The sequence below is a fragment of the Mycobacterium paraffinicum genome (assembly GCF_025822865.1).
GTDB classification, from domain to species: Bacteria; Actinomycetota; Actinomycetes; order Mycobacteriales; family Mycobacteriaceae; genus Mycobacterium; species Mycobacterium paraffinicum.
This window is the reverse complement of the sequence record NZ_JACKUR010000019.1, coordinates 75254-89264: the sequence shown is the minus strand read 5'-3', so window position 1 is coordinate 89264 and position 14011 is coordinate 75254. Positions and strand designations below refer to the sequence as shown.

Sequence of the window (14011 nt, the reverse complement as noted above, 5' to 3'; positions counted from 1 at the left end):
ACGAGCGGGCCACAGACTCAAGAACCTCACGTTGTCCCGCAGACACCAACAGAGCTGGAACAGGTGGTCGCATGCAAGACATCATACCAACCAACAGCCAATTATTTGCGGGACACACCACTAGCGGGCGTCTCGCCAGGCGTAGTACCCGATCACGACGAGCCCGGCTGCGATCGATACGGCCCCCAACGCCATGCCCGCCAGCGCGATTCGCGGATTGTTCGCTTCGCCCCGCTGCACGCGTCTGCGCGCGATGTCGCCCGTGATCACCGCCGCAATGCCGAACGGCACCCCGATCAGCATCCAGCAGGTCAGGAGCGCGACCAGGCCCACGAGCAGCGCAGCGACGCCCATCTCGTTTCGTGGTTGCTCGGGTTGACTCATCGCGTCCCGTTCTCCTGGTGGCCAGACGGAGTCTACGCGCAGATTTGCCGGTCCTCCGGCGGCGAGCGTGGCGGCGGGCCGTGGCTGGCTAGAGCTCGGCAAGCCGCGGCGCGAACCGCCTATCCACCAACGCTTTTCCGGCCTCCCGGGTGAGCTCCCGTGCGTTGCCCAGCAGGCCGTCCAGGATCAGCGATCGCTTGACGTGGTGATGTAGCGGGTGCTCGGCGGTGAAGCCGATCCCGCCGAGCACCTGCTGGCAGTGGCGGGCGGCGGTGAGCGCGGCCTGGCCGGCGGCGGCCTTCGCCAGCAGGGCGGCCAGGCCGTCGTGATCGTTTGATTGTGCGGCGACGTGCAGCGTCGCCTCGGCGCCCTCGATCGCGACGAGCGTCTCGGCCAGCCGGTGCCGGATCGCCTGGAATGAGCTGATGTGCCGCCCGAACTGGATGCGGTCGAGGGCATGCTGGCGCGCCAGCGCGAGCATGGCCCGGCTGGCGCCGACCAACCACCAGCCCACTGCCCGCCGCCCCGCGTGCAGCGCGGCCGGCGGCAAAGAATCACCCTGCGGCACACGGTGTATCGGCAGCGACTCGTCGACCGCCTTCCCCGCGCCCTCGCCCCGTTCCCATATCACCCAGGAGCCGCCGGCGAACGGCAGCGGCGCGGTGCCTCCCGGCGCAGCCCCGCTCTCGCGTAACACCACATCGTTGAGCACCGGCGCGTGCGTGCCCGTCTCACCAAGCAGGCGGAACACCAAAGGCACAGCGACATCCGGCATTTCGTCCAGCATGTCGCGCCAGCCCAGGTCGGCCAGCGCCGCGTCGAGCTTGACCCCCGACGCGGCCGTCATCGTCGTCCGCAGCGAACCTTCGAGCAGTCGCAGCGACTCAGGATCCGTCGACTCCACGGTTCACTCCCTCCCGAGGTCGAGCAGCCGGCGAGCGATGATGTTGCGCTGAATTTCCGCGGTGCCGCCGTAGATGGTCGCCGCGCGCGAGTACAGGTATTCCGAGCGCCACGGCGTGTCGTCCAGCTCGAGCGCCCCGGGCAACAGCTCGCGGACGGTGTCGTAGAGTCGCTGCTCCGCGCCGGCGAGCAGCACCTTGTCGATCGACGTGTCAGGTCCCAATCGGGCTCCGTCGCGCAGCCGGTGCTGGGTGTCCCGCGACCGGCAGCGCAGCATGTGCAGCGCCAGATACGCTGCCCCGAGGGAGGATTCGTCCGCGTCACCGACACTGGACGCCTGCGCGATGAGGTCATCGAAGCGGGAGTACAGGTACGCGATCCGCTGCCAGAAGCAGGTGGATCGCTCATAGGGGAGCAGGTCCATGGCGAGCCGCCAGCCGTCTCCCGGCCGACCGAGCATCCGGCTCCCCGGGATCACCACGTCGTCGTAATAGACCTCGCAGAATTCGTCGACGCCATGCATTGTCCGCAGCGGCCGGATGGTGATGCCCGGGGTGTCGAGGTCGACGAAGAAGGCGGTGATTCCGTCGTGTCCGGGCGCGGTGCGGGTGAGCAGGACGCAGCGCGTCGAGAACTGCGCGAAGCTGGTCCAGACCTTCTGCCCGTTCACGATCCAGTCATCACCTTGCTGCGTTGCGCGGGTTGTCAACGAGGCCAGGTCGCTGCCTGACCCCGGCTCGGAAAAGCCTTGACACCATTGCTCTTCGCCGCTGAGCAGACGCGGCACCATTTCGGCGGCAAGCCCTGCCGGGGCGTAATCGATCATCGTCGGTGCGAGCACCTCGAGCATCGAATAGGGTCCGGGTTCCGCGAGACGGCGACCGACCACTTCCTCGCCGACGATCGCGCGCAGCACCGCGGGACCACCCAACCCGCCGACCTCGGTGGGCCAGCCGTAGCGCATCCAATCGGCGTCGTAGAGCGCGCGGCTGACGCGGGCGAACTGCCGCATATGGCCCTGCAGCGAGTGGTCGGGACCCGGGGTCAAGTCATTGTCGTCGAGCCACGAGCGCAGACCGGCCCGGAACTCCTCGACATTCACGGCGTGGGACGGCCGACGGCGTGCGGGCGCCCGGAGTCGTGCACGCCGCTGCGGCGAATGAACGTCATGGCACGGGTCTTCAACCGCCACCCGTTGGGCGTGCGGGCGTAGGTGTCGCGGTAGTAACCGATTCGCATGTCGTGGGTGGCGTGGTCGATGAAGCACAACGGTTGGGTGCCACTTGCGGCGTCACCGTCGAGATTTTCGATCAGCGCAGTTCCGGTGAGGAACAGGCCTTTTGGCGCCGCGGCCACCAGTTCGGGAAATCTGTCCAATCGGTAGGTGTCGCCGAACGCGCTGTAGGTCCCGTCCGGGGTGAAGACACCGATCAGCCCGTCGATGTCTTCCTGGGTGATGGTCACCGCGTAGCGGGCGAGCAGCTGCTGGATCTCGACCAGGTCGTCAGTTCGGGTTGGCTGATTTGTCGACATAGACCTTGCCGCCTTTCATGACAAAGCTCACCTGCTGGGTAACGGTTATGTCTTCCAAGGGGTTTCCCGGCACGGCGATGATGTCGGCGAGCTGTCCCGCCGCGAGCCGCCCACGGTCCGTCGAGTTGATCAGCTCGGCTGCGGTCACCGTCGCCGCCCGCAAAACCGCCAACGGCGGCAGGCCCCAATTGACGAGGGTGACCAGCTCGTCGGCGTTGCGTCCGTGCGGGATCGCGGGTGCGTCGGTGCCGACCGCGATCTTCACGCCGGCCTGGTAGGCGGCGAGAATCGAGGTCCTGGCCTTCGGGAACATTTCGGCCGCCTTGGCCTGCAGCTCCGGCGGAGCGTGCGAGACGTCCATCGCATCGCCATCGGCCAGGCGCCGGGTGCTCACCAGGAAGGTGCCATGCTCGACCAGCGACGCGATCGCTTCGTCGTCGATCAGAAAGCCATGCTCGATGCAGTCGATGCCGGCCGCAACGGCATGCTTGACCGCTTCGGCGCCGTGCGTGTGCGCCGCGACGCGCAGCCCACGCCGGTGGGCCTCATCGACGATCGCACACAGCTCCTCATCCGAGTAGTGTTGCGCGCCGGGCGGACCGGTCAGCGACATCACCCCGCCCGAACAGCAGACCTTGATCAGCTCGGCGCCGTGTTTGATCTGGTAGCGCACCGCCTTGCGGATCTCGTCGATGCCGTTGGCGATCCCTTCTTCGACGGTCAACTCCAGGGCGTGGGGCGCGAACGCCGCGAACATCGTCGGGTCCAGGTGGCCGCCGGTGGGCGTGATGGCATGCCCGGCCGGCACAACGCGCGGACCGTCGATCCAGCCGGCGTCAATGGCCTTACCCAGCGCGACGTCCAACAGGTAGCCGCCGGTCTTGACGAACAGGCCGAGGTTGCGCACGGTGGTGAATCCGGCGCGCAACGTGCGCCGCGCATTGCCGACCGCGCGCAGCACCCGCGTCGGCGGATCGTCCTGAACCTGGGACAGGCCGGGTTTCTCCCCGCGGCCGCCCATCAGCAGGTTGACCTCCATGTCCATCAGCCCGGGCAGCAGGATCTGGTCGCCAAGATCGATGACCGAGTCTCCTGGGCCCCTGGGGCCAGTGCCCCCGACGCCGACGATCCGATCGCCCTCGATCTGCACAACGCCGGGGGACACGATCTCGCCGGCGTCGACGTCGAGCAGCCCGGCGGCCTTGAGGGTCAACACCGGTTAAATCACCGGTTCCCGGATGCACTCCACCCAGGCCGCGCCGCTGTCGGGCACCCGGGCCTGTTTCCACGCCTCGATCGGAAACGACACCATGACGAGCGACTGCATGACGTGCATGAGAGTCTTCGCGTCGTCGGGCAGGTCGTCCAACGGGTACTTGTCGCAGTACTCGATGACATCGTTGAGGCGTGGAAACGCGACGTCGTAGAACGCCTGCATCTCGGCCATCGTCGAGGCCAGCCGCTTGGCGTAGCGCTCCGGCTCGGTGGCCAGGTCCCAATCCAAATACGGCTCCAGGTCGGCGAATTCAGACGGTAACGCCATTGTTCTGGTACTCCTTCACGTAATCGCCGGTCGTCTTGTGCAGATGGCGGATCAAGACTTCCTGATCGCACAGCAGGAATTCTTTGACGGCCCGGGTGCCGATCATGGTCTGGGTCGCCTCCAGCGTGTTGGCGTCTTGTAGCGCATACTCCTTGAAGGTTACGGCGGCCAACTCCTGGGCCAGGCGTTCCCGGGCATTGCGCGGCGGGACGAAGTACAGCGTGCACTCGAAGATGTGCTTGTCCACGGCGGTCGGCCAGTAGTGATAGGTCAGGAACCAGCCCGGCTCCCAGATCAACAACATGAAGTTGGGATAGAAGAGCCACGAGTCGATGCCCCACTGCGGCACCCGTTTCACGTTGACCCCCGGCGGCAGCTCCAGCTTCTCGATGATCTCCGGCTTGTCCCAGGGACCGAACAAACCGCTGCGCAACACCTGGTCCATCGGCTTGACCATGGACATGTCCGGAGGCGGCGCCTGACCGCCCCAGGTCGACTGCAGGCTGTGCGGGCCCGCCACTTCGTAGTGCAGCGCCTCATAGCCGAACTTCTGGATCTTGGCGGCTTCCTCCTTGGTGTACTGCCCCTGGTGCAGGATCGGCGCGTGATAGAACTCGACGAACGCGTCGATGAAGAGCTTCCAGTTGCTGCCGACCTCTGCCCGGTAGGAGTAGGTCTCCGTCATCTCGCCGAAGGGGTAGCCCTCGATGCTCTTGGCCAGCGGCCCGAGGTAGTCGATCAGCGGCGCCGCGTTGTCGTCGAAGTTGATGAAGATGAAGCCTTCCCACACCTCGCAGCGGACTGGGGCCAGGCCGAATTTGCTCTTGTCGAGGTCGAAAAACTCTTCTTCCTGCTGGACGAAGGTCAGGTCGCCGTCGAGGCTATAGCGCCAAGCGTGGTACTTGCAGGTGAACTGCCGGCAGGTCCCGGAGGTTTCCTCGTTGGGAAAGTCGTTCCACACCAACTTGTTTCCGCGGTGGCGGCAGACGTTGTGGTACGCCTTGACCGTCCCGTCCTTGGTCTTGGTGATGATCACCGAAGTGCCCTTGCCGGCCGACGGCAGCTCTCTGGTGAAATAGCTGCCGGTACGGGGCAGTCGCTCGACCCGGCCGACGTTGAGCCAGGTCCTCCTGAAGACCGCCTCGCGCTCGGCTTCGAAGAACGCCGGATCGATCGAGTCACTGTAATCGACCGGCGAGGTCCCCAGTTCGGGGTAGTTTTCTGTCCAGCTGCCGGCGGCTGGCTTCGGGAAGTGCGGCAACTTTCTACCTCTCTTAGTGGTTCTGCTCGGCGTTCTCGAGCTGTACGCCAAAAGTGTTGAAGGCCATGGCCAGCAGGGCATAGCAGCCGACCGTGAAGACGAAATCCATTCGCTGCTGGTCGTTGAGGCGCTCGCCGAGCGCGGACCACGTCTCGTCGGACAACCCAGACCTACCGTCGAGTTCGTCGACGGCGGTGAGCACCGTTTGGTCGAACCTGTCTAAGTGGCCGCCGTCCTCGCCGGCATCAGCCAGCACCGCGGCGATCTGATCGTCGGTGATCCCCTCGGCCTTGGCCATGCTGACGTGATGAGACCACTCGTAGGCGCATTCGCGACGATGCGCGACACGCAGGATGGCCAGTTCGCGGACGCGCGCCGGCAGCGTGGACGAGGTCAAGAGGTGAACGTTGAACCGCAGAAACGCCTTGGCTAGCGCCGGGTGGTGGGCGAGGGTGCTGAGCGCGTTGTTGGCCGCGGGGTCACGCATTGCCGAGAGTGCCGTGTGGGTCGCCTCGTCCCACTGATCAGCCGGCAGCGGCGGCAACCGCATCCGTGCTCTCCTCTCGCCATCCTCTCGGCCACCTCTCGGCCAAGGAGAATCATATTCTCATTTCTAACCAATAGAGTTGCACGGATCGTCCGGCCGGTCAATGCCGGTCGGCGGGCGCGCGGCCGGTCCGGGCGCCGTAAGCCCATCCGGCCTCCGAAGCGGCAGCCTGCCAGCGAAAACGTCAGGAGAGCTGCCCGACTCGTTGGCAACGACGCCATTTAGATCGGCGCATCTTCGCTCCGAGGAGGGCAATCTAGGGGCTGGTTCCGACGGTGGTCGGGCGATCAACGCGGGTCGTGACGTGGGCTGGATGTTGATTCTCACTTGGCGAGAAGATAGTTTTCATTTTAGTGATCTTGGGACGGGACAGCGATTCGCCGAGGCTGCGTGGGAGCGGAACCGAGTAGGCGGACCCGACGGAAGGGCAACGGCCATGAACAAAGAAGACATGATCCTGATCAGCGTCGACGACCACACTGTCGAGCCGCCGGACATGTTCAAGAACCACCTGTCGAAGAAATACCAGGACGACGCGCCCCGGCTGGTGCACAACGCCGACGGTTCGGACATGTGGAAGTTCCGCGACACCGTCATCCCCAACGTGGCATTGAACGCGGTCGCCGGACGGCCGAAGGAAGAGTACGGCATCGAGCCGACGGGGCTCGACGAGATCCGGCCGGGTTGTTACAACGTCGACGAGCGCGTCAAGGACATGAACGCCGGCGGCATCCTCGCCTCGATCTGCTTCCCCTCCTTCCCCGGCTTCGCCGGGCGGCTGTTCGCCACCGACGACAATGACTTCTCGATCGCGCTGGTGCAGGCCTACAACGACTGGCACATCGACGAGTGGTGCGGCGCCTACCCCGCGCGCTTCATTCCGATGGCGATCCCGGTGATCTGGGATGCGGAGGCGTGCGCCGCCGAGGTGCGCCGCGTGTCGAAGAAGGGCGTGCACGCGCTGACCTTCACCGAAAACCCGGCCGCGATGGGCTATCCCAGCTTCCACGACGAGTACTGGAACCCGCTGTGGAAAGCTCTGGTGGACACCGACACCGTGATGAACGTGCACATCGGTTCCTCGGGCCGGCTGGCGATCACCGCGCCGGATGCGCCGATGGACGTGATGATCACCCTGCAGCCGATGAACATCGTGCAGGCCGCGGCGGACCTGCTCTGGTCGCGGCCGATCAAGGAGTACCCGGACCTGAAGGTCGCGCTGTCCGAGGGCGGAACGGGCTGGATTCCCTACTTCCTGGAGCGCGCGGACCGGACCTTCGAGATGCACTCCGCCTGGACGCACCAGGACTTCAAGGGCAAGCTGCCCAGCGAGGTCTTCCGTGACCACTTCCTGACCTGCTTCATCAGCGACAAGGTCGGCGTAGCACTGCGCAATATGATCGGCATCGACAACATCTGCTGGGAAGCCGACTACCCGCACAGCGACTCGATGTGGCCGGGCGCGCCGGAAGAGCTGTGGGATGTGTTGTCCCTCAACAACGTTCCGGACGACGAAATCAACAAGATGACGCACGAGAACGCCATGCGGTGGTACTCGTTCGACCCGTTCACCCACATTTCGCGCGAACAGGCGACCGTCGGCGCGCTGCGCAAGGCCGCCGAGGGGCACGACGTGTCCATCAAGGCGCAGGGCCACGAAAAGGACACCCGGGGAGGCTCGTCATTCGCGGACTTCGCGGCTAACGCGAAGGCCCTTTCCGGCAACAAGGACTAACGGCGCCACCGGCTCGGGCTGGGCGCGCTGCGTCGAGATTGCGGTGAGGGTCGCGATTTTCGGCAACTCACGACCACTACGGCAATCTCGCCGTCAGCAATGAAGAGGAGATCCAGCAATGCCCAGCGCTGGGATGAATTTCGAGCTGACTGACGACCAGGAGTTGATCCGCCGGTCGGTCGCCGAGTTGGCGCGCAAGTTCGACGACCAGTACTGGATGGAAAAAGACCAGGCGCACGAATTTCCGACCGAGTTCTACAACGCCATCGCACTGGGTGGCTGGCTGGGCATGACGATCCCCCCGCAATACGGCGGTCACGGCCTCGGAATCACCGAAGCCACCATCCTGCTCGAGGAGGTCGCCAAATCCGGCGGCGCCATGAACGCCGCCAGCGCGATCCATTTGTCCATCTTCGGCATGCAACCGGTGGTGGTGCACGGCTCCGACGAACTCAAGGCGCGCACGCTGCCCAAGGTCGCGACCGGCGAAGTGCACGTCTGCTTCGGCGTGACCGAACCCGGTGCCGGACTGGACACGTCGCGCATCACCACCTTCGCCAAGCGCGACGGCGATCGCTACATCGTCAACGGTCGGAAGGTGTGGATCTCCAAAGCCATGGAGTCCGACAAGATCCTGCTGCTGACGCGTACCCAGTCATATGAGGAAGTCACTAAGAAGACAGACGGGATGACGTTGTTCATCACCGATCTCGACCGCAGCCGCGTCGACGTCCGCCCCATCCGCAAGATGGGCCGCAACGCCGTCAGCTCCAACGAATTGTTCATCGACAATCTCGAGGTACCCGTCGAGGACCGAATAGGCGAGGAAGGCAAGGGCTTTCAATACATCCTGGACGGTCTGAATCCGGAGCGGATGCTGATCGCCGCCGAGGCACTCGGCATCGGCCGGGTGGCGCTGGACAAGGCGGTGAAATACGGAAACGAGCGTGAGGTGTTCGGCCGGCCCATCGGCATGAACCAGGGCCTGCAGTTCCCACTCGCGGACTCGCTGGCACGCCTGGACGCCGCCGAATTGATGTTGCGCAAGGCCACCTGGTTGTACGACAACGGCAAACCCTGTGGGCGCGAGGCGAATACGGCGAAATACCTGTGCGCCGATGCGGGCTTCACCGCCGCGGACCGGGCGTTGCAAACGCACGGCGGTATGGGATATGCGGAGGAGTATCACATCACGCGCTACTTCCGCGAGGCCCGGCTGATGAAGATCGCGCCCGTCAGCCAGGAGATGATCCTGAACTTCCTGGGATCCAACGTTCTGAAGTTGCCGAGGAGCTATTGACCGCGCATGGCGACCCCGTGCTGCTGTCGGAAGACCGCGCCGGAGTACGCACCCTAACCCTCAACCGTCCGCGCCGTAAGAACGCGATCAACCCAGAACTCTGGGTCGCGTTGCGCGACGCGCTGCACGCCGCCGGTCACGACCGCGGTGTGCGCGCGCTCGTGCTCGCCGGCTCCGGCGACAGCTTCTGCTCCGGCGCCGACATCTCGGTCCCCGACGACATTCACCCGAATTACAAGCTGCAGCGGCTGACTGACGTCGCGCTGGAGCTACACGAGCTCGCGATTCCGACGATCGCCAAGGTCGCCGGGGTCGCTGTCGGGGCGGGCTGGAACCTGGCATTGGGATGCGACTTCGTCGTCGCCACGCCGGAATCGACGTTCTGCCAGATCTTCTCCAAGCGAGGTCTGTCCATAGACCTCGGTGGTTCCTGGTTGTTGCCCAAACTCGTTGGCCTGCAACAGGCCAAGCGGCTTGCGCTGCTCGCCGAGACGATTGACGCCGAGGAGGCGTACGCGCTGAATCTGGTGACGTGGGTGGTGTCGGACGCGGAGATCGACTCCTTCGTCGACGATCTCGCCGACCGGCTGGCGGCCGGTCCGCCGATCGCGCTCGCCCACACCAAGGCCCTGCTGAACGAGGGAGCCGACAACACCTTGCGCGAGGCGCTGGCGAACGAGGCCCGCGCCCAGGTGGGCAATTTCGCGACGGCGGATGCGGGCACGGCGTATGCCGCTTTCGCGGAGCGGCGGGAGCCGTCGTTTACTGGCCGGTGGGCGCTATCGAAATCGGAGAAGGAAGCGGAGTAGGGATATGCGGGAAACAGTCATCGTCGAAGCCGTGCGCACAGCGGTGGGGAAGCGCAACGGCGGCCTGTCCGGGATGCACGCCGCCGACCTGTCCGCCGTCGTGCTCAACGAACTCCTGCAACGCACGGGTGTCGATCCGGAGATCATCGACGACGTCGTCTGGGGATGTGTGTCCCAGGTGGGTGACCAGTCGAGCAACATCGGCCGCTACGCGGTGCTGGCCGCCGGATGGCCCGAGACCATCCCCGGGACCACCGTCAACCGGGCATGCGGCTCCAGCCAGCAGGCGCTCGATTTCGCTGTGCAGGCGGTGATGTCCGGCCAGCGGGATGTCGTCGTTGCCGGCGGTGTCGAGGTCATGAGCCGCGTTCCGTTGGGGTCGGCCAGGGCGACCGGCATGCCGTACGGCCCCAAGGTGCTCGCCCGCTATGACGGCTTCTCCTTCAACCAGGGCCTGTCGGCGGAGATGATCGCCAAGAAGTGGGGCTTCTCCCGCACCCGGCTCGACGAGTACTCCGCCCAATCCCACGAGCGGGCCGCCGCGGCCCAGGATGCCGGCGCGTTCACCGACCAGATCGTGCCGGTGTTCACCGAGGACGAAGCGGTCGTCGCCGCCGACGAGGGAATCCGGCGGGGGACCACGGTCGAGAAACTCAGCGGACTCAAGCCCGCCTTCACCGAAGACGGGGTGATCCACGCGGGCAATTCCTCCCAGATCTCCGACGGTGCGGCCGCGCTGCTGGTGACGACGGCGGAGATGGCCGTCGAGTTGGGTCTGACGCCGCTGGTTCGCTACCTGGCTGGGGCGGTGACCGGGGCCGACCCGGTACTGATGCTCACCGGGCCCATCCCGGCGACCGAGAAGGTGCTGAAGAAGGCCGGCGTACCCCTCCCAGAGGTGGGCGCGTTCGAGGTGAACGAGGCCTTCGCGCCGGTGCCGCTGGCATGGATCACCGAAACGGGAGCGGACCCTGGGCGGGTCAATCCGCTCGGCGGTGCCATCGCGCTGGGACACCCGTTGGGCGCTTCCGGTGCGGTGTTGATGACGCGGATGGCCCACCACATGCGCGACAACGGGATTCGCTATGGGCTACAGACGATGTGCGAGGGCGGCGGCACCGCCAACGCCACCCTGGTCGAGCTCGTGCGCTAGCCCGGCGGCTCAGCCGCAAGACGAAAAAAGGCACCCTGCGTGACGGTTGTCACAGCGGCCAAACTAACCTACTGTGTGTTCACTAGGTTGGTTCAGCCCCCGCCAATCGGTCAAAGGAGTCCGGTGCCCGACGCACGGCGATACGACACGTTGCTCGCCAAAGGCGAGGACCGCAAGCAGCGGATACTCGATGTCGCTCAACGGCTGCTCACGCACAACGGCTGGCGCGGCACCACCCTCGCCCAGATCGCCGGCGAGGCTGGGGTCACCCCCGCAGGATTGCTTCATCACTTCGAGTCCAAAGAGCAGCTGCTGCACGCCGTCCTCGACGCGCGTGATCTCGACGACGACCTCCATGCCGACCGGACCGGGGACCTCTTCGCCCAGATCGCCCAGGTCGCCGATCGGTTCAACCGGGCACCCGAATTGGTCGGAACGTTCACGGTGCTGCTGGTCGAAAACATCCTTCCCGACGCTCCGCTGCACGACCGGATGCTCGCCCGGCATCGCGCCGCGACCGACATCGTTGCCGACCTGATCCGCCGCGGGCAGGCGGATGGCCGGTACCGCAGAGACATAGACCCCGCCGTCAAGGCAGTGGAAATACTCGCCTTCGTCCACGGAATGGAAACCACATGGTTGCTCGATCCATCGATACCGCTAACCGAGGTGTTCAAGCAGTACGCCGAGACTCTGGCGCGGGACTTCGCCCCGTAGAAGAGCGGCGCGAGGACATGAGATACCGGCTCGACGTGGTCGCCGCCACCGTCGTCGACGTGGTGCGGTTCGCCGGCGGCTGGCTGTTCGACCGGGCGATGGCCGGGTGGGACGTCACCGTGCTCCTGGCGGGCCTGGCCGACAACGCCGACGACCGGCCGCTGCAGATCCTTGGCGCCCGGGTGGTCGACCTGGAAGACGCGTTGGCGTCAGTGCAGTCTCGTCCTCGTCCCCAGGCCCTGGCGGCGGCGGCGGACTTGTTCGGCTGCGACCCGCGGGTCCGGCAAGGGGTGTTGCAGGCCCTTGATCACGGCGTCACCGAGGTCACGCTGTGGGGGGAGACCTGGCCGGCCGAGCTCGACGACAGCGTCGGCCTGGTGCAGCACCGGCTGAGCATGGCCGCCCACACGTTCAAAGCCCAGGCCCTGGCCGCCGCCGCGGTGCCGCACGGCTCGATCGGTCACGCGGAGACCTTCCGCAGCGGGCTCCTGGCCTGGCCATCGGTCGCCGCGGATCTGGTTCCCGCCAGCTAACGCCGCACACCGCACCCTCGGCGACGGCCGACCCTCGTTGACGACCAACCAGGCCGTGTGGAAATGTAATACTCATCTGCGAGAGGCGTGTTCTCACTAGCCGAGATTCAAGGAGCAGGAGATGACGAACGAATTCTCCGAGTTGGACTTCTTCCGCGGCAGCGAGCTCATCGAAGACCCGTACCCCTACTACGAGGCGCTGCGCCGGCAGTGCCCCGTCACGCGCGAGAGCCATCATGACGTCACCATGATCACCGGTTGGGACGAGGCGTGCGCGGTGCTCAACGACGCCGAGACGTGGTCCTCATGCGTCTCCGTCACCGGCCCGTTTCCCGGCTTTCCGGTACCGCTGGAAGGCGACGACGTCACCGAACTGATCGAGAAACATCGCGACGAATTGCCGTTCAGCGACCAGCTGCCCACCCTCGATCCCCCTACCCACACCAACCACCGCTCGCTGCTCATGCGGCTGATCACCCCGAAGCGCCTCAAGGAAAACGAGGACGCCATGTGGGTGCTCGCCGACCAGGTGCTCGACGACTTTCTCGCGTCCGGGCGCGGCGAATTCATCAAGGGCTTCGCGAGCCCGTTCACGCTTTTGGTCATCGCCGACCTGCTCGGCGTGCCCCTGGAGGATCGCGACAAGTTCGTCAAGGGCATCGCTGAGCACGCAGGTGGCGGCATCGGCGGCACCAAGGGGTCCCTGGCCCACAGCCCGCTGGAATTCCTCTACGGCCTGTTCTCCGACTACGTCATCGACCGCCGGCGTGAGCCCCGCGACGACGTGCTGACCGGCCTGGCCACCGCCACCTACCCGGACGGCTCGACCCCAGACGTCGAAGACGTGGCGCGGGTGGCCAGCAATGTCTTCTCGGCGGGCCAGGAGACCACCGTCCGGTTGCTGGGCGCGGCCTTGCAGACGCTTGGGGAGCGGCCCGACATCCAGGCGCAGCTGCGCAAGGACCGCAGCCTGATCCCCAACTTCATCGAAGAGTCGCTGCGCATCGAGAGCCCGGTCAAGGGCGACTTCCGGATGAACCGCAGGCCGGTCAATGTCGGCGGGGTCGACCTGCCCGCGGGCACCACGGTGATGATCGTGCAGGCGGCTGCCAACCGGGACCCGCGCCGGTTCGACGACCCAGCCACCTTCGATCCCGCGCGCAAGAACGCCCGCCAGCACATCTCGTTCGGGCGCGGCATCCACAGCTGCCCCGGCGCGCCGCTGGCGCGCGCCGAAACCCGGGTGGCGATCGAGCGCCTGCTCGACCGGACGTCGGACATCAGGATCAACGAAGACATCCACGGCCCGGCGAATGACCGCCGCTACCAATACGTTCCGACGTACATCCTGCGCGGGCTGACGGAACTGCACCTGGAGTTCACGCCGGCATGAAAGTCACAGTCGACGACCAGCGCTGTCGCGGGCACGGCGTCTGCACGACGCTGTGCCCGGAGGTGTTCAGCCTCACCGACGACGGTTACGCGGAGGCGATACCATCCGATGTCCCAGCGGAATTCGAGGCCGCCACCCAGGAGGCCATCGAGTGCTGCCCCGAACAGGCCATCAGCAGAATCTAAGGAGATTCAGTGTCG

16 protein-coding genes are annotated in these 14011 nt (G+C 65.8%); 8 read left to right on the top strand and 8 right to left on the bottom strand.

The window, feature by feature from the left end; translation table 11 throughout:
• Positions 1-120: 120 nt before the first annotated feature.
• From H7J89_RS08585 to H7J89_RS08550, 8 genes are all read right to left on the bottom strand, one after another.
• Positions 121-384 (bottom strand): DUF4190 domain-containing protein, encoded by a 264-nt coding sequence (locus H7J89_RS08585; protein WP_066958034.1) that lies wholly within the window; start codon positions 382-384, stop codon positions 121-123.
• 88 nt (positions 385-472) lie between these two features.
• Complete coding sequence (locus tag H7J89_RS08580) at positions 473-1231, bottom strand: acyl-CoA dehydrogenase family protein (protein WP_264041787.1); 759 nt, start codon at positions 1229-1231, stop codon at positions 473-475.
• Between the two features lie 60 nt (positions 1232-1291).
• Positions 1292-2389 carry an acyl-CoA dehydrogenase family protein gene (locus tag H7J89_RS08575; protein WP_264041678.1) on the bottom strand — a complete coding sequence of 366 codons (1098 nt, stop codon included), beginning with the start codon at positions 2387-2389 and terminating at the stop codon, positions 1292-1294.
• On the bottom strand, positions 2386-2820 hold the full coding sequence (locus tag H7J89_RS08570) for a nuclear transport factor 2 family protein (RefSeq protein ID WP_264041669.1): 435 nt from the start codon (positions 2818-2820) through the stop codon (positions 2386-2388). The genes H7J89_RS08575 and H7J89_RS08570 overlap by 4 nt, the downstream gene beginning before the upstream one ends.
• Entirely contained in the window at positions 2792-4036 is a 1245-nt protein-coding gene (locus H7J89_RS08565; protein WP_264041662.1) for a metal-dependent hydrolase family protein, read from the bottom strand. Before H7J89_RS08565 ends, H7J89_RS08570 begins: the two co-directional genes overlap by 29 nt.
• 3 nt (positions 4037-4039) lie before the next feature.
• Positions 4040-4363, bottom strand: a complete 324-nt coding sequence (locus tag H7J89_RS08560) for a hypothetical protein (RefSeq protein ID WP_264041653.1) — start codon at positions 4361-4363, stop codon at positions 4040-4042.
• Positions 4347-5624, bottom strand: a complete 1278-nt coding sequence (locus H7J89_RS08555; RefSeq protein WP_264041644.1) for an aromatic ring-hydroxylating oxygenase subunit alpha — start codon at positions 5622-5624, stop codon at positions 4347-4349. Before H7J89_RS08555 ends, H7J89_RS08560 begins: the two co-directional genes overlap by 17 nt.
• Before the next feature lie 13 nt (positions 5625-5637).
• Positions 5638-6174 carry a carboxymuconolactone decarboxylase family protein gene (locus H7J89_RS08550; RefSeq protein ID WP_264041636.1) on the bottom strand — a complete coding sequence of 179 codons (537 nt, stop codon included), beginning with the start codon at positions 6172-6174 and terminating at the stop codon, positions 5638-5640.
• 433 nt (positions 6175-6607) lie between these two features.
• On the opposite strand from H7J89_RS08550, the gene H7J89_RS08545 reads away from it, so the two are divergent.
• From H7J89_RS08545 to H7J89_RS08510, 8 genes are all read left to right on the top strand, one after another.
• Entirely contained in the window at positions 6608-7906 is a 1299-nt protein-coding gene (locus H7J89_RS08545) for an amidohydrolase family protein (RefSeq protein WP_264041615.1), read from the top strand.
• A gap of 133 nt (positions 7907-8039) precedes the next feature.
• Positions 8040-9206, top strand: a complete 1167-nt coding sequence (locus H7J89_RS08540) for an acyl-CoA dehydrogenase family protein (RefSeq protein WP_264041779.1) — start codon at positions 8040-8042, stop codon at positions 9204-9206.
• Positions 9203-10015, top strand: coding sequence for an enoyl-CoA hydratase/isomerase family protein (locus H7J89_RS08535; protein WP_264041607.1), 813 nt, complete (start codon positions 9203-9205; stop codon positions 10013-10015). The genes H7J89_RS08540 and H7J89_RS08535 overlap by 4 nt, the downstream gene beginning before the upstream one ends.
• Positions 10016-10019: 4 nt before the next feature.
• Positions 10020-11168, top strand: coding sequence for a thiolase family protein (locus H7J89_RS08530; RefSeq protein WP_264041598.1), 1149 nt, complete (start codon positions 10020-10022; stop codon positions 11166-11168).
• A gap of 123 nt (positions 11169-11291) precedes the next feature.
• On the top strand, positions 11292-11885 hold the full coding sequence (locus H7J89_RS08525) for a TetR/AcrR family transcriptional regulator (RefSeq protein ID WP_264041589.1): 594 nt from the start codon (positions 11292-11294) through the stop codon (positions 11883-11885).
• Between the two features lie 17 nt (positions 11886-11902).
• Positions 11903-12418: a hypothetical protein gene (locus H7J89_RS08520; RefSeq protein ID WP_264041580.1), complete on the top strand. Its 516-nt coding sequence runs from the start codon at positions 11903-11905 to the stop codon at positions 12416-12418.
• Positions 12419-12539: 121 nt separating this feature from the next.
• Entirely contained in the window at positions 12540-13811 is a 1272-nt protein-coding gene (locus H7J89_RS08515) for a cytochrome P450 (protein WP_264041561.1), read from the top strand.
• On the top strand, positions 13808-13996 hold the full coding sequence (locus tag H7J89_RS08510) for a ferredoxin (RefSeq protein WP_264041546.1): 189 nt from the start codon (positions 13808-13810) through the stop codon (positions 13994-13996). Before H7J89_RS08515 ends, H7J89_RS08510 begins: the two co-directional genes overlap by 4 nt.
• Positions 13997-14011: the final 15 nt, after the last annotated feature.

Bases quoted from the DNA above. Each gene is read 5' to 3' on its own strand.
- H7J89_RS08585 (WP_066958034.1), bottom strand. From the start codon at position 384: ATGAGTCAACCCGAGCAACCACGAAACGAGATGGGCGTCGCTGCGCTG.
- H7J89_RS08580 (WP_264041787.1), bottom strand. From the start codon at position 1,231: ATGACGGCCGCGTCGGGGGTCAAGCTCGACGCGGCGCTGGCCGACCTG.
- H7J89_RS08570 (WP_264041669.1), bottom strand. From the start codon at position 2,820: ATGTCGACAAATCAGCCAACCCGAACTGACGACCTGGTCGAGATCCAG.
- H7J89_RS08560 (WP_264041653.1), bottom strand. From the start codon at position 4,363: ATGGCGTTACCGTCTGAATTCGCCGACCTGGAGCCGTATTTGGATTGG.
- H7J89_RS08550 (WP_264041636.1), bottom strand. From the start codon at position 6,174: ATGCGGTTGCCGCCGCTGCCGGCTGATCAGTGGGACGAGGCGACCCAC.
- H7J89_RS08545 (WP_264041615.1), top strand. From the start codon at position 6,608: ATGAACAAAGAAGACATGATCCTGATCAGCGTCGACGACCACACTGTC.
- H7J89_RS08540 (WP_264041779.1), top strand. From the start codon at position 8,040: ATGAATTTCGAGCTGACTGACGACCAGGAGTTGATCCGCCGGTCGGTC.
- H7J89_RS08530 (WP_264041598.1), top strand. From the start codon at position 10,020: ATGCGGGAAACAGTCATCGTCGAAGCCGTGCGCACAGCGGTGGGGAAG.
- H7J89_RS08520 (WP_264041580.1), top strand. From the start codon at position 11,903: ATGAGATACCGGCTCGACGTGGTCGCCGCCACCGTCGTCGACGTGGTG.
- H7J89_RS08515 (WP_264041561.1), top strand. From the start codon at position 12,540: ATGACGAACGAATTCTCCGAGTTGGACTTCTTCCGCGGCAGCGAGCTC.
- H7J89_RS08510 (WP_264041546.1), top strand. From the start codon at position 13,808: ATGAAAGTCACAGTCGACGACCAGCGCTGTCGCGGGCACGGCGTCTGC.